This window comes from Streptomyces sp. NPDC048171 (assembly GCF_043202655.1).
In the GTDB taxonomy this organism is placed as follows: domain Bacteria; phylum Actinomycetota; class Actinomycetes; order Streptomycetales; family Streptomycetaceae; genus Streptomyces.
The window spans coordinates 253,800-269,271 of record NZ_JBIDAU010000001.1 but is presented as its reverse complement, the minus strand read 5'-3'; the positions used below and the strand labels follow the sequence as shown (position 1 = coordinate 269,271).

Sequence of the window (15,472 nt, the reverse complement as noted above, 5' to 3'; positions counted from 1 at the left end):
CCGTACTCCAGGATCTACCGGGTGCACGACGAACTCGTTGATCATCTGACGCGGTCCACCCCCCTGAACCGGGGCGAGGCGCTGCGCGTGGTCCAGGACGTGCTCGCCTACTTCGACGAGACGACCGAGGAATTCGTCCGTCGCCGCCACCGCGAACTCCAGACCCAGGGCCTGGTGAACGCGACGATCTTCGAACGCATCGGGGCGGAGCTGAAATACCGGGCGGTGGCACCGGCGGAGCTTTCGCTCCGTCAGCTGCGCCGCATCGTCTACGGCTGAGAAGCCGAAGAGGAACACGAGGTTTACGTATACATGTGCGGAATCGTCGGATACATCGGCAAGCGTGACGTCGCGCCCCTGCTCCTGGAGGGCCTCCAGCGCCTGGAGTACCGCGGCTACGACTCGGCGGGCATCGTCGTCACGTCCCCGAAGGCGGCCGGCCTGAAGATGGTCAAGGCCAAGGGCCGGGTCCGCGACCTGGAGGCCAAGGTCCCGGCGCGCTTCAAGGGCACCACCGGCATCGCCCACACCCGCTGGGCCACCCACGGCGCCCCGTCCGACGCGAACGCCCACCCGCACATGTCGGCCGACCAGAAGGTCGCCGTCGTCCACAACGGCATCATCGACAACGCCGCCGACCTGCGCCGCAAGCTGGAGGCGGACGGCGTCGAGTTCCTCTCCGAGACCGACACCGAGGTCCTCGTCCACCTCATCGCCCGCTCCGAGGCCGAGAAGCTGGAGGACAAGGTCCGCGAGACCCTGCGGGTCATCGAGGGCACCTACGGCATCGCCGTGATGCACGCCGACTTCCCCGAGCGCATTGTCGTCGCCCGCAACGGCTCCCCCGTCGTCCTCGGCATCGGCGAGAAGGAGATGTTCGTCGCCTCGGACATCGCCGCGCTGGTCGCCCACACCCGCCAGATAGTCACCCTCGACGACGGCGAGATGGCCACCCTCAAGGCGGACGACTTCCGCACCTACACCACCGAGGGCACCCGCACCACCGCCGAGCCCACCACGGTGGAGTGGGAGGCCGCCTCCTACGACATGGGCGGCCACGACACCTACATGCACAAGGAGATCCACGAGCAGGCCGAGGCCGTGGACCGCGTGCTGCGCGGCCGGATCGACGACCGCTTCTCCACCGTGCACCTCGGCGGCCTCAACCTGGACGCCCGCGACGCCCGCGCCGTGCGCCGCGTGAAGATCCTCGGCTGCGGCACCTCGTACCACGCGGGCCAGATCGGCGCCCAGATGATCGAGGAGCTGGCCCGCATCCCCGCGGACGCCGAGCCCGCCTCCGAGTTCCGGTACCGCAACGCGGTCGTCGACCCCGACACCCTGTACATCGCCGTCTCCCAGTCCGGTGAGACGTACGACGTGCTGGCCGCCGTGCAGGAGCTGAAGCGCAAGGGCGCCCGCGTCCTCGGCATCGTCAACGTGGTCGGCTCGGCGATCGCCCGCGAGGCCGACGGCGGCATGTACGTGCACGCCGGACCCGAGGTCTGCGTCGTCTCCACCAAGTGCTTCACCAACACCTGCGTCGCCTTCGCGCTGCTCGCCCTGCACCTGGGCCGCACCCGCGACCTCTCGGTCCGCGACGGCAAGCGGATCATCGAGGGGCTGCGCAAGCTGCCCGCGCAGATCGAGGAGATGCTGAAGCAGGAGGAGGACGTCAAGAAGCTGGCCGCGCAGTACGCCGACGCCCGCTCGATGCTCTTCATCGGCCGCGTCCGCGGCTACCCGGTCGCCCGTGAGGCCTCGCTGAAGCTCAAGGAGGTCTCGTACATCCACGCCGAGGCCTACCCGGCCTCCGAGCTGAAGCACGGCCCGCTCGCCCTGATCGAGCCCGCCCTGCCGACGGTCGCGATCGTGCCGGACGACGACCTGCTGGAGAAGAACCGCGCGGCCATGGAGGAGATCAAGGCCCGCAGCGGCCAGATCCTCGCCGTCGCCCACCAGGAGCAGGAGAAGGCCGACCACACCATCGTCGTCCCGAAGAACGAGGACGAGCTGGACCCCATCCTGATGGGCATCCCGCTCCAACTCCTCGCCTACCACACGGCCCTGGCCCTGGGCAGGGACATCGACAAGCCGAGGAACCTGGCGAAGTCGGTAACGGTCGAGTAGCGCCCCGAAGGGGCGCGGGGAACTGCGCGAGCAACCCCCACACACCCGCACGGGCCACACAACCGAACGGCCCCCCACGTGTGCCACCAAACACGTGGGGGGCCGTCCCATCACCGGGGAGCCGCCCGACCCCCCAGCCGGCGCAGCTAACCGGTGGCCGTCACTCCCCGGCCCGCAGCGCGTCGCGAGACACCCGTGGGCCAGTGGGCCAGGACCGCGGTCGCCGCGTACCAGGCGACCACCCCCGCCCCGACGGCGAACCACCCGCCCGCCTTGCCCAGCGCCGCACTGTCCGCGAACGAACCGACGGCGAGCAGCAGCAGGGACACGCAGAGCAGCCCGTACACCCCCTGCCCGAGCGCGTCGCCGCCGGCGAACGTGAGGGTGAGGGCGACGAGCGCGAACAGGAGCAGGAAGAGGCCCGCCGCGTTGGCGGAGACCTGGTTGTCGGCGGAGACGGCCCAGGTGAACCAGAGCGCTCCGAGCACGGTGAAGGCCGTGCCGGAGGCGGTGTCGCTCTCGCGCAGTGCGAGCAGACCGGCGACGAAGAGCGCGACGCCGCCGACGTACTGGGCGACGGTCACGGCGTCCGCCGCCGTCACCTGGTCGATCACGGCGGTGTGACCGAGGCCGAAGGCCAGCAGGGTGATGCCGAGGGCGAGTCGGCCGGCGATGGTGGTGGTGGTGGTGCTTCCCGCGGAGACGTCGTTGTCCACGGCGGGCTCCCTTCATGCATGTGCGGTTGTGCGGTGACACGTATATGCCCTTCACAAAGGCACAAACACCTCTACGCGTCGGTAGCTTCACGCTGCATGAACAGGGGGGCCGCCTGGGACGACGGGGGCGGCCGAGTCACCCGGGACGCTACGGAATGATCACCACGGGCCGCTTCGCCCGCTTGGCGAGCCGCCCGGCGACGGAGCCGAAGAGCCGGCCCACGAGACCGTGGCTGGAGCCGACGACGATGGCGTCCGCCTCGTACTCCCGGCCCACCTCTTCGAGTTCGTGGCAGATGTCGCCGCCGCGCTCGACCAGGATCCAGGGGACGTCGGCGAGATAGTCGGCGCACGCCAGCTCCAGACCCAGCACCTCGGTGCGGTGGTCCGGCACGTCCACGAAGACGGGAGGCTCGCAGCCGGCCCAGACCGTGGTGGGCAGCCGGTTGGCGACATGCACGATGACCAGGCCGGAGCTCAGTCGGGATGCCATGCCGATGGCGTACGCGAGGGCACGCTCACTGGATGTGGAGCCGTCGAAGCCGACCACGACCCCGTGCTTGAAGGCGGGGTCGCACGACTGGCGTGGCTCTTCGGCCGCCAGGGGCTCGGCCGCCGTAGGTTCGGCGACGGGCCGCTTGCGGTCCGCGGGTTCGAAGAATTCTTGACCGGCCATGGCTGTCTCGGCGTTTTTATCCTCTATGGGGGCCAACAGTGGGCGGCTGAGCTGTGTCCGGGAATTGTCTTCCCAACCCCATACCCCCAAGGGTACGGCGGCACGCCTCCTTCGCCCAGATCCCGCGGAGGGTCCGCCGCGGGGTTCACCGGAGCATGCCCGAGGGGCGCCCGCAACGCAATGGTTGCTGCCCTGTACAGGCGGTTTGCACAGGATTCAACGTTCGGCGACCGGTCGTGACCGACGCGCCGCGCGGGCGTTGATCTCCATGCCGCCAGCCTCAGGGAGCACCCGTGTCCGGACCGCACCGCCCCGCCGAGCCTCCGTCCGCGCCCTCCCGGGACGGCGTGACCGACCTCGTCCGCTGGGCGGCGTTCAGCTGCTTCCTGGTCCCGGTCGCGCTCCTCTGGTACGGCGCGTCCTTCGCCGGCACGGCCGGCACCGCCCTCGGCCTGGCCGCCGTCACCGGCGTGTGCCGTCTGCTGCTGCGACGGTCCGAGCGCCTCGCCGCGCACCCGTGCGGCGGGGAGCGCGCGGGGCGGGGCGGCCGCCGGCGCAGGCCCGCGGCGCGGGTGCGCGGGGGCGGACGGCACGCTGGGGAAAACACACCGGTCGACTGACCGGTTTCCGCGCACAGTTCCGCTTCTTTTCAGCCAACTTCCAGGGGTGGCTCATCTACCCCCCTCACCACCCCCAAACCCCCGTTCCACCTGCACGGAAAGGGTCTCGGGGACCCCGCGCACCCTATGGGGATTGGCCACTGACACAAGGCGCACTTCCCTGGGGCGCCCCAGAGTGCAACGCTTCGTGATCGACTGCTTCACGCCAAGTTGCCATGTCGACAATGTCCCAAGTGCCGAACCGGCCATCCCGGCGCGACGGGACACAGTAGATTCGATCTTGACTGTCTACGGCGGGGGACTCGTGCAGGACCGAGGGGAAACGTGTTGGAGCGACAGACCCGAAGGGTAGAGGGTGCCGCGACCACCGAGGGGGGCTTAGCAGTATGAGCCACGACTCCACTGCCGCGCCGGAAAGCACCGTCCGGAAGCTCTCCGGGCGACGCCGCAAGGAGATCGTCGCGGTGCTGCTGTTCAGCGGCGGCCCCATCTTCGAGAGTTCCATACCGCTGTCGGTGTTCGGGATCGACCGCCAGGACGCCGGCGTGCCGCGCTACCGCTTGCTGGTGTGCGCCGGTGAGGACGGCCCGCTGCGGACCACGGGGGGCCTCGAACTGACCGCGCCGCAGGGCCTGGAGGCGATCTCACGCGCGGGCACCGTCGTCGTGCCGGCCTGGCGGTCGATCACCTCGCCGCCGCCGGAGGAGGCGCTCGACGCGCTGCGCCGGGCGCACGAGGAGGGCGCCCGCATCGTCGGCCTGTGCACCGGCGCCTTCGTGCTGGCGGCGGCCGGCCTGCTGGACAGCCGCCCCGCGACCACGCACTGGATGTACGCGCCGACGCTGGCCAAGCGCTATCCGTCGGTGCACGTGGACCCGCGCGAGCTGTTCGTGGACGACGGCGACGTGCTGACGTCCGCGGGCACCGCCGCCGGGATCGACCTGTGCCTGCACATCGTGCGCACCGACCACGGCAACGAGGCGGCCGGCGCGCTGGCCCGCCGCCTGGTGGTGCCGCCGCGCCGGAGCGGAGGCCAGGAGCGCTACCTGGACAGGTCTTTACCGGAGGAGATCGGCGCCGACCCGCTCGCCGAGGTCGTCGCCTGGGCGCTGGAACACCTCCACGAGCAGTTCGACGTGGAGACGCTGGCCGCGCGCGCCTACATGAGCCGCCGCACCTTCGACCGCCGCTTCCGGTCGCTGACCGGCAGTGCGCCGCTCCAGTGGCTGATCACCCAGCGGGTGCTGCAGGCGCAGCGCCTGCTGGAGACGTCGGACTACTCGGTGGACGAGGTCGCGGGCCGCTGCGGCTTCCGCTCGCCGGTGGCCCTGCGCGGTCACTTCCGCCGCCAGCTGGGGTCCTCGCCCGCCGCCTACCGTGCCGCCTACCGGGCACGGCGCCCGCAGAGCGAGCGTCCGGTGGATCCGGATCCGGGCGGCGCGGGAGCCCCCCGGCCGCCCGCCCCGGCCGAACCGGCCGCCCTGTCACCGGAGAGTTCGGTCCCGTTCCAGACCCGCCGCACGGCGGCACCGGTCCCCGCGGCGGCCGGCGTCCCGGGCCAGCGCGGCGCGTCGTGACCTGACACCTGACACTCGAAACGCCGGACGGGCCGCTCAGCCCGTCCGGCGTTCGTCGATCCAGCCCGTCCGGCGTTCGAGGACGAGGCCGTCCAGGCCGAAAGCGGGGGTCCGGGGGCGGCAGCCCCCAGCGAGGCCCACACCGACGCCGGGGGCCCGAGAAACAGGCGCCCGCCGTACAGTGGCCGCATGAACGATCGCATGGTGTGGATCGACTGCGAGATGACCGGCCTCTCGCTGTCCGACGACGCGCTCATCGAGGTTGCCGCCCTCGTCACCGACTCCGAGCTGAACATCCTCGGCGAGGGCGTCGACATCGTCGTCCGCCCGCCGGAGCGGGCCCTGGAGACGATGCCCGACGTGGTGCGTGAGATGCACACCGCGTCCGGCCTGCTCGCGGAGCTGGACGGCGGCACGACGCTCGCGGACGCCGAGGCGCAGGTCCTCGCGTATGTACGGGAGCACGTGAAGGAGCCCGGCAAGGCCCCCCTGTGCGGCAACTCGGTCGGCACCGACCGCGGCTTCCTGCTGCGGGACATGCCCACGCTCGAGGACTACCTGCACTACCGGATCGTCGACGTCTCGTCGATCAAGGAGCTGGCCCGCCGCTGGTACCCGCGGGCGTACTTCAACAGCCCGGAGAAGAACGGCAACCACCGCGCGCTCGCCGACATCCGCGAGTCCATCGCCGAACTGCGCTACTACCGGGAGGCGGTCTTCGTCCCGCAGCCCGGACCGGACTCCGACACCGCCAAGGCGATCGCCGCGAAGCACGTCGTACCGGCCAGGTAGGGGCCCCGGTACGCCGGGGAGCGGCGCCCGGAAAGCCGGGCGCGAGCACCCCTTCGGACCCTGTACACTTTTTCTCAGCCGGTCGGGAAACCCCGCCATGCGGGATTCGAGCACCGGCCTTGGTGGGTGTAGCTCAGTTGGTAGAGCACCTGGTTGTGGTCCAGGTGGCCGCGGGTTCAAGTCCCGTCACTCACCCTGATCCGTCGGCCGGTGACCTTCGCGAAGGTCACCGGCCGACGGCGTTCCGGGCCCTCGCCCGGAACGCCCTCACATCCCGCGCCGGCTCTCCCTCGCCAGCAGCACCAGCAGGTAGGCGCCCCCGACGCACACGGTGACCGAGCCGGTCGGCAGGAGCACGCCCGGGATCGTGTGCTGCGCCGCGAGGTCGGCGCCGAGCAGCAGGATCGCGCCGACCAGCGCCGAGCCGGCGAGGTCGACGGAGGTGCCGTGACCGGTGAGCCGACGGGCGATCTGCGGGGCCGCCAGCGCGACGAAGGCGATCGGGCCGGCCACCGCGGTCACCGCGGCCGTCGCGACCACCCCGAGGACGACCAGCAGCACCTTGGTCCGCTCGACCGGCACCCCCAGCATCGCCGCCGTGTCGTCGCCGAGTTCGAGCCGCCGCATCCTGCGCTGTGCCACCGGTGCCGCCACGGCCACCGCCGTCAGCACGACGGCGGCCGTCCCGATGCCCGGCCAGTCGACGTTGCTCAGCGACCCGGCCCCCCACACCGCGACCCGCAGCGCCGTGTCCACGTCGGCCTTCACCAGGAACCAGGTGTTGACCGAGGAGAGCAGTGCCCCGACCGCGATGCCCACGATGATCAGCCGGAAGCCCTGCACGCCCCGCTTGAACGCCAGCAGGTACACGCCGAACGCGGTGACGAGCCCCCCGGCGAGCGCTCCCGCCGCCAGCGCCGAGTAGCTGGTCGCCCCCGCCAGCAGCATCACGACGACGCCGGTGTACGAGCCGGTGGTGAGGCCGATCACGTCGGGGCTGCCGAGCGGGTTGCGGGTGAGGGACTGGAAGACGGCGCCGCCCACCGCGAGGGCGGCGCCGAACAGGACGGCGGCGACGATGCGCGGCGCCCGCCACTCCAGCACCACCTTGCGCACGCTTCCGCGCGCCGACCCGGTGAGTACGTCGGTCAGGTCGCCCAGGCTCAGCGGGTAGCTGCCCAGGGTGAAGGCCCACAGGGTCAGCGCGACCAGCACCAGCCACAGCACCGTGCAGACGACGACCGCGCGGCGGGTCAGACGCAGGCTCAGCGGCCCGGCCCGGAGAACGAACACCCCGCTCACAGCGCCCTCGCCCGTCGTCCGCGGACCAGCCAGACCAGTACCGGCGCACCGATGATCGGCATCATCACGCCGACCGGCAGCTCGGCGGGGGTCACGACCAGCCGGCCCAGTACGTCGGCGACCAGCACGACCGCCGGTGCGAGCACGGCGGAGTAGGTGAGGATCCAGCGCCAGTCGGGGCCGGTCAGCCACCGCACGGCGTGCGGCACCATGAGGCCGACGAACAGCAGCGGGCCGGCCGCGGCCGTCGCCGCGCCGCACAGCAGCGTCACCGCGACCACCACGCCGAAGCGGGTCGCCCCCACCCGCAGGCCGACGGCCCGCGCGGCGTCGTCGCCGAGGGCGATCGCGTTGAGCGGGCGCGCACAGCAGACGGCGACGACGAGTCCGGCCAGGACGAAGGGCGCGATCGCCGCGGCCGTGCCGGACGGACGGTCGGTGACGCTGCCCGCCTCCCAGAACCTCATGCGGTCGAAGGTCTCCGTGTCGATCAGCGCGAGGGTCTGCGAGACGCCGGAGAGCACCGCCGTGAACGCGATGCCGATCAGGGTGAGCCGCAGGGGCGCGGGCCCTCCCCGGCCGCCCCGCCCACCGCTGGCGGCGAGGAAGACGAAGGCCGCGCCGGCGACCGCGCCCGCGAACGCGAGCGGAAGGTACTGCTCGATGCGGGTGACACCGAAGGCGGCCACGCCCAACGTGACGGCGAAGCCCGCGCCCGCGTTGACGCCGAGGATGCCGGGGTCGGCCAGCGGGTTGCGGGTGAGCGCCTGGATGAGTGCCCCGGCCACCCCCAGGGACGCGCCGACCAGCAGGCCCACGACGGTGCGGTCGACCCGGGCGTCGGCGACCGTGGCATGGGTCGCGGATCCGTCGGGCGCGGTGAGGGCCTGCCACACCACGTCCAGGGGGAGCATCGCCGAGCCGAGCGCGACGCTCAGCACCACCGCCGCGAGCAGTACGGCGACGGCGGCACCGAGGCCGAGCAGCCGGCGTCCGGTGGGACGCGACGAACGGGTCGGTGGGAGCGCGGCCTTCGTCGCCAGCGCCTGTGCCATCCATCCTCCTTGAGAAGCCCACGCCGGACCGGCGGGGCCGAGCTGCCGGCATTCCGAACCGCCGGACTTTCGAACTGCCGAACTGCCCAACTCCCGGGCTTCCGGAATGCCGGACCTCCGAAGTGCCGAAGTACGCCTCACCGTCCGCCGAGCGCACCCTCCGCGTCCGCCGTGAGCGCGCATACCGGGATTCCCGACTCGCGGCTGAGCGCGCGCAGCAGCCCGGCCCGGGTGGCGTAGCCGGCCGCCCTGGCCGCCGCCGTCAGTTCGCCGCCGCCGAGGATGTGCTCGACGGCGGCGTTCATCCTGGCCCGGTTCCGCCACCGTGTGAAGGGCAGCCCGGTCTCGTCGAGGCAGACCCGCTGCACCTGACGTGGGCTCATCCGGTGCCGGGCGGCGAGCAGCTCCAGCGTCGCGGAGTGGTCGCACAGGGCCTCACGGGCGAGCGCCCGCACCGCGGGATGGGTGGGCAGGACGACCGGGAAGTACTGCCGGGAGATGCGCCGCAGCACCCGCCCGAGCGCCAGGCGGAACGGCCGGACCTCGGCCGCGCAGCCCGGCGCGGCGCCCAGCACGGTGGTCATCACCTCGGTGATCGCGGGCACCACGCCGAGCGGCTGGACCCGGAGTCGGGGCAGGTCGTCGGGGGTGAGGGTGGGGCCGAGCGCCAGGCCGCCGGGCTCGATCCGCAGCGCGTGCGGCACTTGGGGCGCGAGCCACACGGACTCCTGCCGGCCGAGCCGCCACTCCTCGCCGTCGGCGAGCAGGAGGGCGGAGCCGGTCACGATGTGGATGAGCTGCGGCTCGTCGTGCTGGTGGGTGTCGTGACCGAGAAAGCGGATGGCGTTCTCGGCGACCACGGTGCCGAGGGATGTCACCGGCAAGCCTGCCTCCCGTACCTGCGACGTGTCGTGTCCGTCGCCGGCGATGTCGTGAACGGATCGACACCCCGGAACCGGCGAGGTTAGGCTCACCTTACCAACGGGTCGAAGGTGCGATCCCGTCCTGCCACGTGAGGTCCCATGTTTGCTCCTGCCCGCCTGCTCGCCGTCGCGGCCGTCGCCGCGCTGGCTCTCACCGGCTGCGCGGCCGACGACTCCTCCGGCGACGGCGACAAGGCGTCCGCCGCGAAGCCCCGTACGGTCGTGACCGACTACGGCAAGGTGGAGGTGCCCGCCGAGCCGAAGCGCGTCGTCGTGCTGAACCACGCGCTCGCCGGATACCTCTACGACCTCGACGTGCCGGTGACCGCGACCATCCCCGAGGACGCCGACGGCAAGGGCGAGTTCTCCCCCTACTGGGCCGACGAGGCGAAGAAGGACAAGACGACCTTCCTGCCGTGGAGCGTCGACGGCTTCGACCTGGAGGCGATCCTCAAGCTCGAACCCGATCTCATCGTGGGCGGCGGCGTCGGCTTCCCGCTGTTCCAGGCGGAGAAGGTGTACGACGACCTGTCCGACATCGCGCCGACGGTGCTGGTCGGCAAGAAGCTCGGCGACTGGCGCAGCCAGTTCTCCTTCCTCGCCGACGACGTCTTCGGCAAGGAGGACGTCTACACCCAGCACCTCGCCGCCTACGACAAGCGTGTCACCGAGGTGAAGAAGGCCATCACGCCCCCGCCCGGCCCGGTCTCCTTCCTGGCCATGACCGGTGACGGCACCGCCTACGGGCTGGTGGAGAGCGTGGGTCTGCCGACCGAGTTCAAGAAGGTCGGCATCGAACCGGCCCCCGTCTTCGCCAAGGGCGGCTTCAAGGTGTACGGCGGGGGCGGCGACATGTTCGAGCTCTCGACGGAGAAGGCCGGTCAGACGATCACCCAGCCGTCGGTGTTCGTGATGGGCTTCAACGCCGACACCACCGACGTCGCCACCCTCAAGAAGAACCCGGTGTACGGCGCGCTGCCCGCCTTCAAGTCGGGGCACGCCTACGACCTGCCGTACTGGGTGCTGCGCGGCGACTACGACGAGTCGATGGCGCTGCTGGACATCATCGAGGAGCAGTTCGCCTGATGGCGGCCCAACGCGCCTTCACGACACACCCGCTCGTCCTGCGCCGGGTCACGGTGCGCCGCGTCACGGAGGTGTCCCCCCGGATGCGGCGCGTCGTCCTGGGCGGCGACCAGCTCGCCCCGTTCACCCGGGACGGGATCGACCACCCCGGTTTCGCCGCGCCCGGGTTCGACGACCACGTCAAGGTGATCCTCGCCTCGGACGGCGACGTCCGGGCCGCGCTGCCCGCCCAGTTGCCGCACGGCATCGAGTGGACGCCGGCGGAGAACCGGCTGACCCGCGACTACACGCCCCGCCGGGTGGACGCGGCGGCCGGCGAGCTGGACCTCGACTTCGTCGTGCACGGCGACGGACCGGCGGCGACGTGGGCGGCGTCGGCCCGGGAGGGCGACGAGCTGTGGTTCGTCGGCCCCAAGTCGTCGCTGCGGCTGCCGGATCGGCTGGACTGGATCCTGCTCGTCGGCGACGAGACCGCGCTGCCCGCGATCGGCCGATTCCTGGACGAGCGTCCGGTCGCCGCCCCCGCCCATGTCCTGGTCACCGTCCCCGACGACTCCGCCCGCCAGCAACTGGCGTTGCGCGACGGCGACACCGTGACCTGGGTCGTGGCGGAGCCCGGCGACGCGGCCGCGCTGGAGGCCGCAGTGCGCAAGCTGCCGGCCCCCGAGGGGGACGGGTACGCGTGGGCGGCGGCGGAGAGCCGGGCGCTGCTGCCGGTACGCCGGTATCTGCGGCGCGAGCGGGGGCTCCCGAAGGAGCGGCTGAACATCACGGGCTACTGGCACCGCGAGGAGACTGCCCCGGAGCAGGCGGAGGGTTCGCCCGCCCCGGAGCACGGACACGTTCCGTCGCCGGTGCCGTGGCTGGTGGCGCGGGCGGCGCTCCAGCTCGGCGTGATCGACGCGGTCGCCGACGCGCCGGGCATCCCGCTCGGGACGCTCGCCGCGCGCGTGGGCGTGCCGGCGGCGGGGATCGGCGTACTGCTGCCCCTGCTCACCGCGCACGGCGTGGTCGCCGGGGACGAGGGCGGACTGCGGCTCGGCGCGGCGGGCGAGGACCTGCTCGACGACCACGAGCGCGAGGAGTACGTCGGCCAGGAGGCGGAACTGCTGCTCGCGCTCACGGAACTCGCGCCCGCGCTGCGTGCCGGTGTCTCCCCCTGGCAGCGGGCGTCGGGCGCCACCCTGCACGACACGGTGGTCCGGGACGCGGAACGCTACGGCGAGTTGGTCGAGGAGTGCGAGCAGTTGGCGTTCCTGCTGTCCGGCCTGACCGCCGACCCGCTCTGGACCGGCGTCGGGACCTGTCTGCTCGCCGGACCCGGCACCGCGTCCGTCGTCGCCGCCCTCGACGACGCCGGGCACCGGCCGGGGCTGCGCGTCGCGGAGGACGACGTTCCCGCGGCGGTCCTGCGCGGCCGCGTCACGGCACCGGAACGGATCGACTGGACGGGCGGCCCGGCCGACGTCGCCGTGGCCGCGAAGGCCCTCGCCCACCGGACCGACGACGAGGCCGTGGCGCTGCTGGAGCGGCTGGCCGGCTGGGTCCCGACGGCGGTCCTGGTCGAGGCCTCCCGCCCCGACGGCCTGAGCCCCCGCGCGGCCGAGGCCGCCCTGCACGCCTACGCCGCGACCGGCGCCCCGCTGCGCGACTCCACGGCGATCGCCGCCCTCGCCGCCCGCACGGGCTGGCACGTCACCCGCGTCGTCCCGCTCGGCTGGGGCGCCGAGGCCACGGTCCTGGAACGCGGGGAGTCCACTTCGGGGTGACCGGGTGCCGGTCGGGCGCCGGCGTCCGCGCCGGGGCCCGGGCCCTGACGCCCTTCGGCGTCAGGGCCGCGGCACACGCTCAGGACGACGTCCGCTCCACCAACTCCGTCGCCAGCACCACCTGGTGCCGCTCCAGCCCCCGCGAAGCCGCCGGACGGCGGTCCGCGATCTCGGTCAGCAGCAGGTCGATCATCGCGCGGCCCATCTCCTCGATGGGCTGGCGGACGCTGGTCAGGGGCGGCTCCATGTGGCGGGCTATCGCCGAGTCGTCGTAGCCGACCAGCGCCACGTCGTCCGGGATGCGCCGCCCCGCCTCGCGCAGCGCCTGGCGGGCACCCGCGGCGGTGACGTCCGAGGCGGCGAAGACCGCGTCCACGTCGGGACTGCGGCGCAGCAGCTCCTCCATCGCGCGGCGCCCGCCCTCCTCGGTGAAGTCACCGGCCTCGATCAGCCCCTCGTCCGCCGCGTGGCCCGCGTCGCGCAGGGCGTCGCGGTAGCCGTCGACGCGGCGCTGGGCGCCGTAGACGTCGAGGCGGCCGGTGATGTGGGCGATGCGGCGGCAGCCCCGGGTCAGCAGGTGCTCGACGGCCGAGCGGGCGCCGCCGTAGTTGTCGGAGTCCACCGAGGCCAGCGACTCCGTGGCCGAGCGCGGGCCGCTGATCACGGCCGGGATCTCCAGCTGGGTCAGCAGGTCGGGCAGCGGGTCGTCGGCGTGCACCGAGACCAGCAGGACGCCGTCCACGCGGTGCGCGGCCAGGTACTGGGCGAGCCGCTCGCGCTCCCGGTCACTGCCCGCGAAGATCAGGAGCAGTTGCATCTCGGTGTCGGAGAGTTCGGAACCGACGCCCTTCAGCATGTCCGAGAAGTACGGCTCCGCGAAGAAGCGGGTCTCCGGTTCGGGCACGACCAGCGCGATCGCGTCGGTGCGGTTGGCGGCCAGCGCCCGGGCCGCCGTGTTCGGGACGTAGCCGAGTTCGGCGACCGCCGCCTCGACGGCCGCCCGGGTGGCGTCGCTGACCCGGGGCGAACCGTTGATCACCCGGGACACCGTGCCGCGGCCGACGCCCGCCCGTGCCGCCACCTCTTCGAGGGTGGGCCGGCCACCGCTCCGACCACGCACTCCGTGGCTTGCCATCGGCTCCGCCTCCCGTCGACACCCCCGCACTCTGCGGCTGGCCTGGAATTTAACAGGCCGGTCGGGTGTAATGACCGGCTCCGGGTCCGCTCCCGCCGTGGCGGAGGTGTCTCCGTAGCGCTCGTCGCCTCCAGTTAACAGGCCGATAACTGAACGCATTTCGTCGCGTCCGCTCCCTTGACACCCCCGCCCGGACCGACGACTCTTCAACACATCACTTGTGGGAGCGCTCCCACACTACCTGGCACATACACATCCCGCACGTTCCCCGCCCGAGCCGCAGCAACGAACGAACGACATGAAGCAGCGGGTCCAACCATGTAGTTGGCCGGGGGGTCGGCACGTCAGGGCAACAGGAGGACGCAATGCGAGCAGCACGTATACGACCCGCCCGCAAGGTGGTGGTCATGGCGGCCATCGCGTCGCTGGGCGCCGGGCTGCTGGCCGGCTGTGCCGATGACGGGAAGGACGAGGACGGCTCGTCGTCGGGCGACAGCAGCGGCAAGACCACGATCACCCTCGGTCTGTTCGGCACGATGGGCTTCAAGGAGGCCGGCCTCTACGAGGAGTACGAGAAGCTCAACCCGGACATCAACATCGAGGAGACGGTCACCGAGCGGAACGAGAACTACTACCCCGCTCTGGTCAACCACCTCACCACCGGGAGCGGCCTGCAGGACGTCCAGGCCATCGAGGTCGGCAACATCGCCGAGGTCGTCGAGACCCAGGCGGACAAGTTCGCCGACATGTCCAAGGTCGAGGGCGTCCAGGCCGGCAGCTGGGTGGACTGGAAGTGGAAGCAGGGGGTCACCAAGGACGGCCAGGCGGTCGGGCTCGGCACCGACATCGGCCCGATGGCCATCTGCTACCGCAAGGACCTCTTCGAGAAGGCGGGCCTGCCGACCGACCGCGACGAGGTCGGCGCGCTGTGGGCGGGTGACTGGAAGAAGTTCATCGAGGCCGGCGAGAAGTACAAGAAGGGTGCCGGCAAGGACACCTACTTCATGGACTCGCCCGGCGGTCTGATCAACGCCATCCTCGGCGGCGAGGAGGAGAAGTTCTACAACGCCGCCGGCGAGGTCGTCTACAAGACCAACCCCGCCGTCAAGGAGGCCTTCGACCTGACCGCGGAGGCCGCCGAGAAGGACCTGGTCCAGGCGCAGACCCAGTTCCAGCCGGCCTGGGAGCAGACCATCGCCAACAACCTGTTCGCCACCGTGGCCTGCCCGCCCTGGATGCTCGGCACCATCAAGGGCAAGTCGCAGCCCGAGGCGTCCGGCCAGTGGGACGTGGCCGCCGCGCCGACGTCCGGCAACTGGGGCGGCTCCTTCCTGGGTGTGCCCAAGAGCGGCAAGAACGTCGAGGAGGCGCAGAAGCTCGTCGCCTGGCTGACCGCGCCGAAGCAGCAGGCCAAGCTGTTCGCCGTGCAGGGCAGCTTCCCGAGCGCCACGGCCGCCTACGAGCTGCCGGAGGTGAAGGACGCGAAGAACGAGATGACCGGCGAGGCGCCGATCGGTGAACTGTTCGCCAAGGCCGCCGAGTCCATCCCGGCGCAGGTGATCGGCCCGAAGGACCAGATCATCCAGCAGGGTCTGACCGACAACGGCGTCATCCTCGTCACCCAGGGCAAGTCGCCCAAGGAGGCCTGGGAGAACGCCACCAAGACCATCGACAACAACCTGGAGAAGTGA

The 15,472-nt window shown here is 72.0% G+C and carries 14 protein-coding genes and 1 tRNA gene; 9 read left to right on the top strand and 6 right to left on the bottom strand.

Annotated features, from left to right (window positions below):
• Positions 1-21: 21 nt before the first annotated feature.
• Positions 22-279, top strand: a complete 258-nt coding sequence (locus ACGF3J_RS01240; RefSeq protein WP_125495712.1) for a hypothetical protein — start codon at positions 22-24, stop codon at positions 277-279.
• A 33-nt stretch (positions 280-312) separates the two neighbouring features.
• Positions 313-2,130, top strand: coding sequence for a glutamine--fructose-6-phosphate transaminase (isomerizing) (gene glmS / locus ACGF3J_RS01235; protein WP_161325910.1), 1,818 nt, complete (start codon positions 313-315; stop codon positions 2,128-2,130).
• 146 nt (positions 2,131-2,276) lie between these two features.
• Here the strand turns inward: glmS and ACGF3J_RS01230 are convergent, their stop codons facing one another.
• Together ACGF3J_RS01230 and ACGF3J_RS01225 are read right to left on the bottom strand one after the other, a co-directional pair.
• Positions 2,277-2,846 carry a GPR1/FUN34/YaaH family transporter gene (locus ACGF3J_RS01230; RefSeq protein ID WP_393853349.1) on the bottom strand — a complete coding sequence of 190 codons (570 nt, stop codon included), beginning with the start codon at positions 2,844-2,846 and terminating at the stop codon, positions 2,277-2,279.
• 148 nt (positions 2,847-2,994) lie between these two features.
• Positions 2,995-3,522, bottom strand: a complete 528-nt coding sequence (locus ACGF3J_RS01225; RefSeq protein WP_161325907.1) for a universal stress protein — start codon at positions 3,520-3,522, stop codon at positions 2,995-2,997.
• 293 nt (positions 3,523-3,815) lie between these two features.
• Between ACGF3J_RS01225 and ACGF3J_RS01220 the strand changes: the two genes are divergently transcribed.
• The 4 genes from ACGF3J_RS01220 to ACGF3J_RS01205 all read left to right on the top strand — a co-directional run bounded on the left by ACGF3J_RS01220 (position 3,816) and on the right by ACGF3J_RS01205 (position 6,706).
• Positions 3,816-4,142 carry a hypothetical protein gene (locus ACGF3J_RS01220; RefSeq protein ID WP_393853348.1) on the top strand — a complete coding sequence of 109 codons (327 nt, stop codon included), beginning with the start codon at positions 3,816-3,818 and terminating at the stop codon, positions 4,140-4,142.
• Positions 4,143-4,528: 386 nt separating this feature from the next.
• Positions 4,529-5,719, top strand: coding sequence for a helix-turn-helix domain-containing protein (locus ACGF3J_RS01215; RefSeq protein WP_393853347.1), 1,191 nt, complete (start codon positions 4,529-4,531; stop codon positions 5,717-5,719).
• Between the two features lie 189 nt (positions 5,720-5,908).
• Positions 5,909-6,511 carry an oligoribonuclease gene (gene orn, locus ACGF3J_RS01210; protein ID WP_125494475.1) on the top strand — a complete coding sequence of 201 codons (603 nt, stop codon included), beginning with the start codon at positions 5,909-5,911 and terminating at the stop codon, positions 6,509-6,511.
• A gap of 122 nt (positions 6,512-6,633) precedes the next feature.
• Positions 6,634-6,706, top strand: a tRNA-His gene (locus ACGF3J_RS01205).
• Between the two features lie 72 nt (positions 6,707-6,778).
• Here the strand turns inward: ACGF3J_RS01205 and ACGF3J_RS01200 are convergent.
• The 3 genes from ACGF3J_RS01200 to ACGF3J_RS01190 form a co-directional block, all read right to left on the bottom strand.
• Positions 6,779-7,813, bottom strand: coding sequence for an iron chelate uptake ABC transporter family permease subunit (locus ACGF3J_RS01200; RefSeq protein WP_161331852.1), 1,035 nt, complete (start codon positions 7,811-7,813; stop codon positions 6,779-6,781).
• Entirely contained in the window at positions 7,810-8,868 is a 1,059-nt protein-coding gene (locus tag ACGF3J_RS01195; RefSeq protein WP_161331853.1) for an iron chelate uptake ABC transporter family permease subunit, read from the bottom strand. Before ACGF3J_RS01195 ends, ACGF3J_RS01200 begins: the two co-directional genes overlap by 4 nt.
• A gap of 137 nt (positions 8,869-9,005) precedes the next feature.
• A complete protein-coding gene (locus tag ACGF3J_RS01190; protein WP_393853346.1) occupies positions 9,006-9,752 on the bottom strand; it encodes a helix-turn-helix domain-containing protein in 747 nt (248 codons plus the stop codon).
• Positions 9,753-9,890: 138 nt separating this feature from the next.
• Here ACGF3J_RS01190 and ACGF3J_RS01185 point away from each other — a divergent pair, with 138 nt between their 5' ends.
• Both ACGF3J_RS01185 and ACGF3J_RS01180 read left to right on the top strand, forming a co-directional pair.
• On the top strand, positions 9,891-10,877 hold the full coding sequence (locus tag ACGF3J_RS01185) for an ABC transporter substrate-binding protein (RefSeq protein ID WP_393853345.1): 987 nt from the start codon (positions 9,891-9,893) through the stop codon (positions 10,875-10,877).
• On the top strand, positions 10,877-12,646 hold the full coding sequence (locus tag ACGF3J_RS01180) for a siderophore-interacting protein (RefSeq protein WP_393853344.1): 1,770 nt from the start codon (positions 10,877-10,879) through the stop codon (positions 12,644-12,646). The genes ACGF3J_RS01185 and ACGF3J_RS01180 overlap by 1 nt, the downstream gene beginning before the upstream one ends.
• A gap of 79 nt (positions 12,647-12,725) precedes the next feature.
• On the opposite strand, the gene ACGF3J_RS01175 is transcribed toward ACGF3J_RS01180, so the two are convergent.
• Positions 12,726-13,781 (bottom strand): LacI family DNA-binding transcriptional regulator, encoded by a 1,056-nt coding sequence (locus ACGF3J_RS01175; protein ID WP_122619955.1) that lies wholly within the window; start codon positions 13,779-13,781, stop codon positions 12,726-12,728.
• 365 nt (positions 13,782-14,146) lie between these two features.
• Here ACGF3J_RS01175 and ACGF3J_RS01170 point away from each other — a divergent pair, with 365 nt between their 5' ends.
• Positions 14,147-15,472 (top strand): extracellular solute-binding protein, encoded by a 1,326-nt coding sequence (locus ACGF3J_RS01170; RefSeq protein ID WP_393853343.1) that lies wholly within the window; start codon positions 14,147-14,149, stop codon positions 15,470-15,472.

What these genes read in the sequence shown, in the direction of transcription:
- glmS (WP_161325910.1), top strand. Translation starts at nt 313, where the DNA reads ATGTGCGGAATCGTCGGATACATCGGCAAGCGTGACGTCGCGCCCCTG.
- ACGF3J_RS01225 (WP_161325907.1), bottom strand. Translation starts at nt 3,522, where the DNA reads ATGGCCGGTCAAGAATTCTTCGAACCCGCGGACCGCAAGCGGCCCGTC.
- ACGF3J_RS01215 (WP_393853347.1), top strand. Translation starts at nt 4,529, where the DNA reads ATGAGCCACGACTCCACTGCCGCGCCGGAAAGCACCGTCCGGAAGCTC.
- orn (WP_125494475.1), top strand. Translation starts at nt 5,909, where the DNA reads ATGAACGATCGCATGGTGTGGATCGACTGCGAGATGACCGGCCTCTCG.
- ACGF3J_RS01195 (WP_161331853.1), bottom strand. Translation starts at nt 8,868, where the DNA reads ATGGCACAGGCGCTGGCGACGAAGGCCGCGCTCCCACCGACCCGTTCG.
- ACGF3J_RS01185 (WP_393853345.1), top strand. Translation starts at nt 9,891, where the DNA reads ATGTTTGCTCCTGCCCGCCTGCTCGCCGTCGCGGCCGTCGCCGCGCTG.
- ACGF3J_RS01180 (WP_393853344.1), top strand. Translation starts at nt 10,877, where the DNA reads ATGGCGGCCCAACGCGCCTTCACGACACACCCGCTCGTCCTGCGCCGG.
- ACGF3J_RS01175 (WP_122619955.1), bottom strand. Translation starts at nt 13,781, where the DNA reads ATGGCAAGCCACGGAGTGCGTGGTCGGAGCGGTGGCCGGCCCACCCTC.
- ACGF3J_RS01170 (WP_393853343.1), top strand. Translation starts at nt 14,147, where the DNA reads ATGCGAGCAGCACGTATACGACCCGCCCGCAAGGTGGTGGTCATGGCG.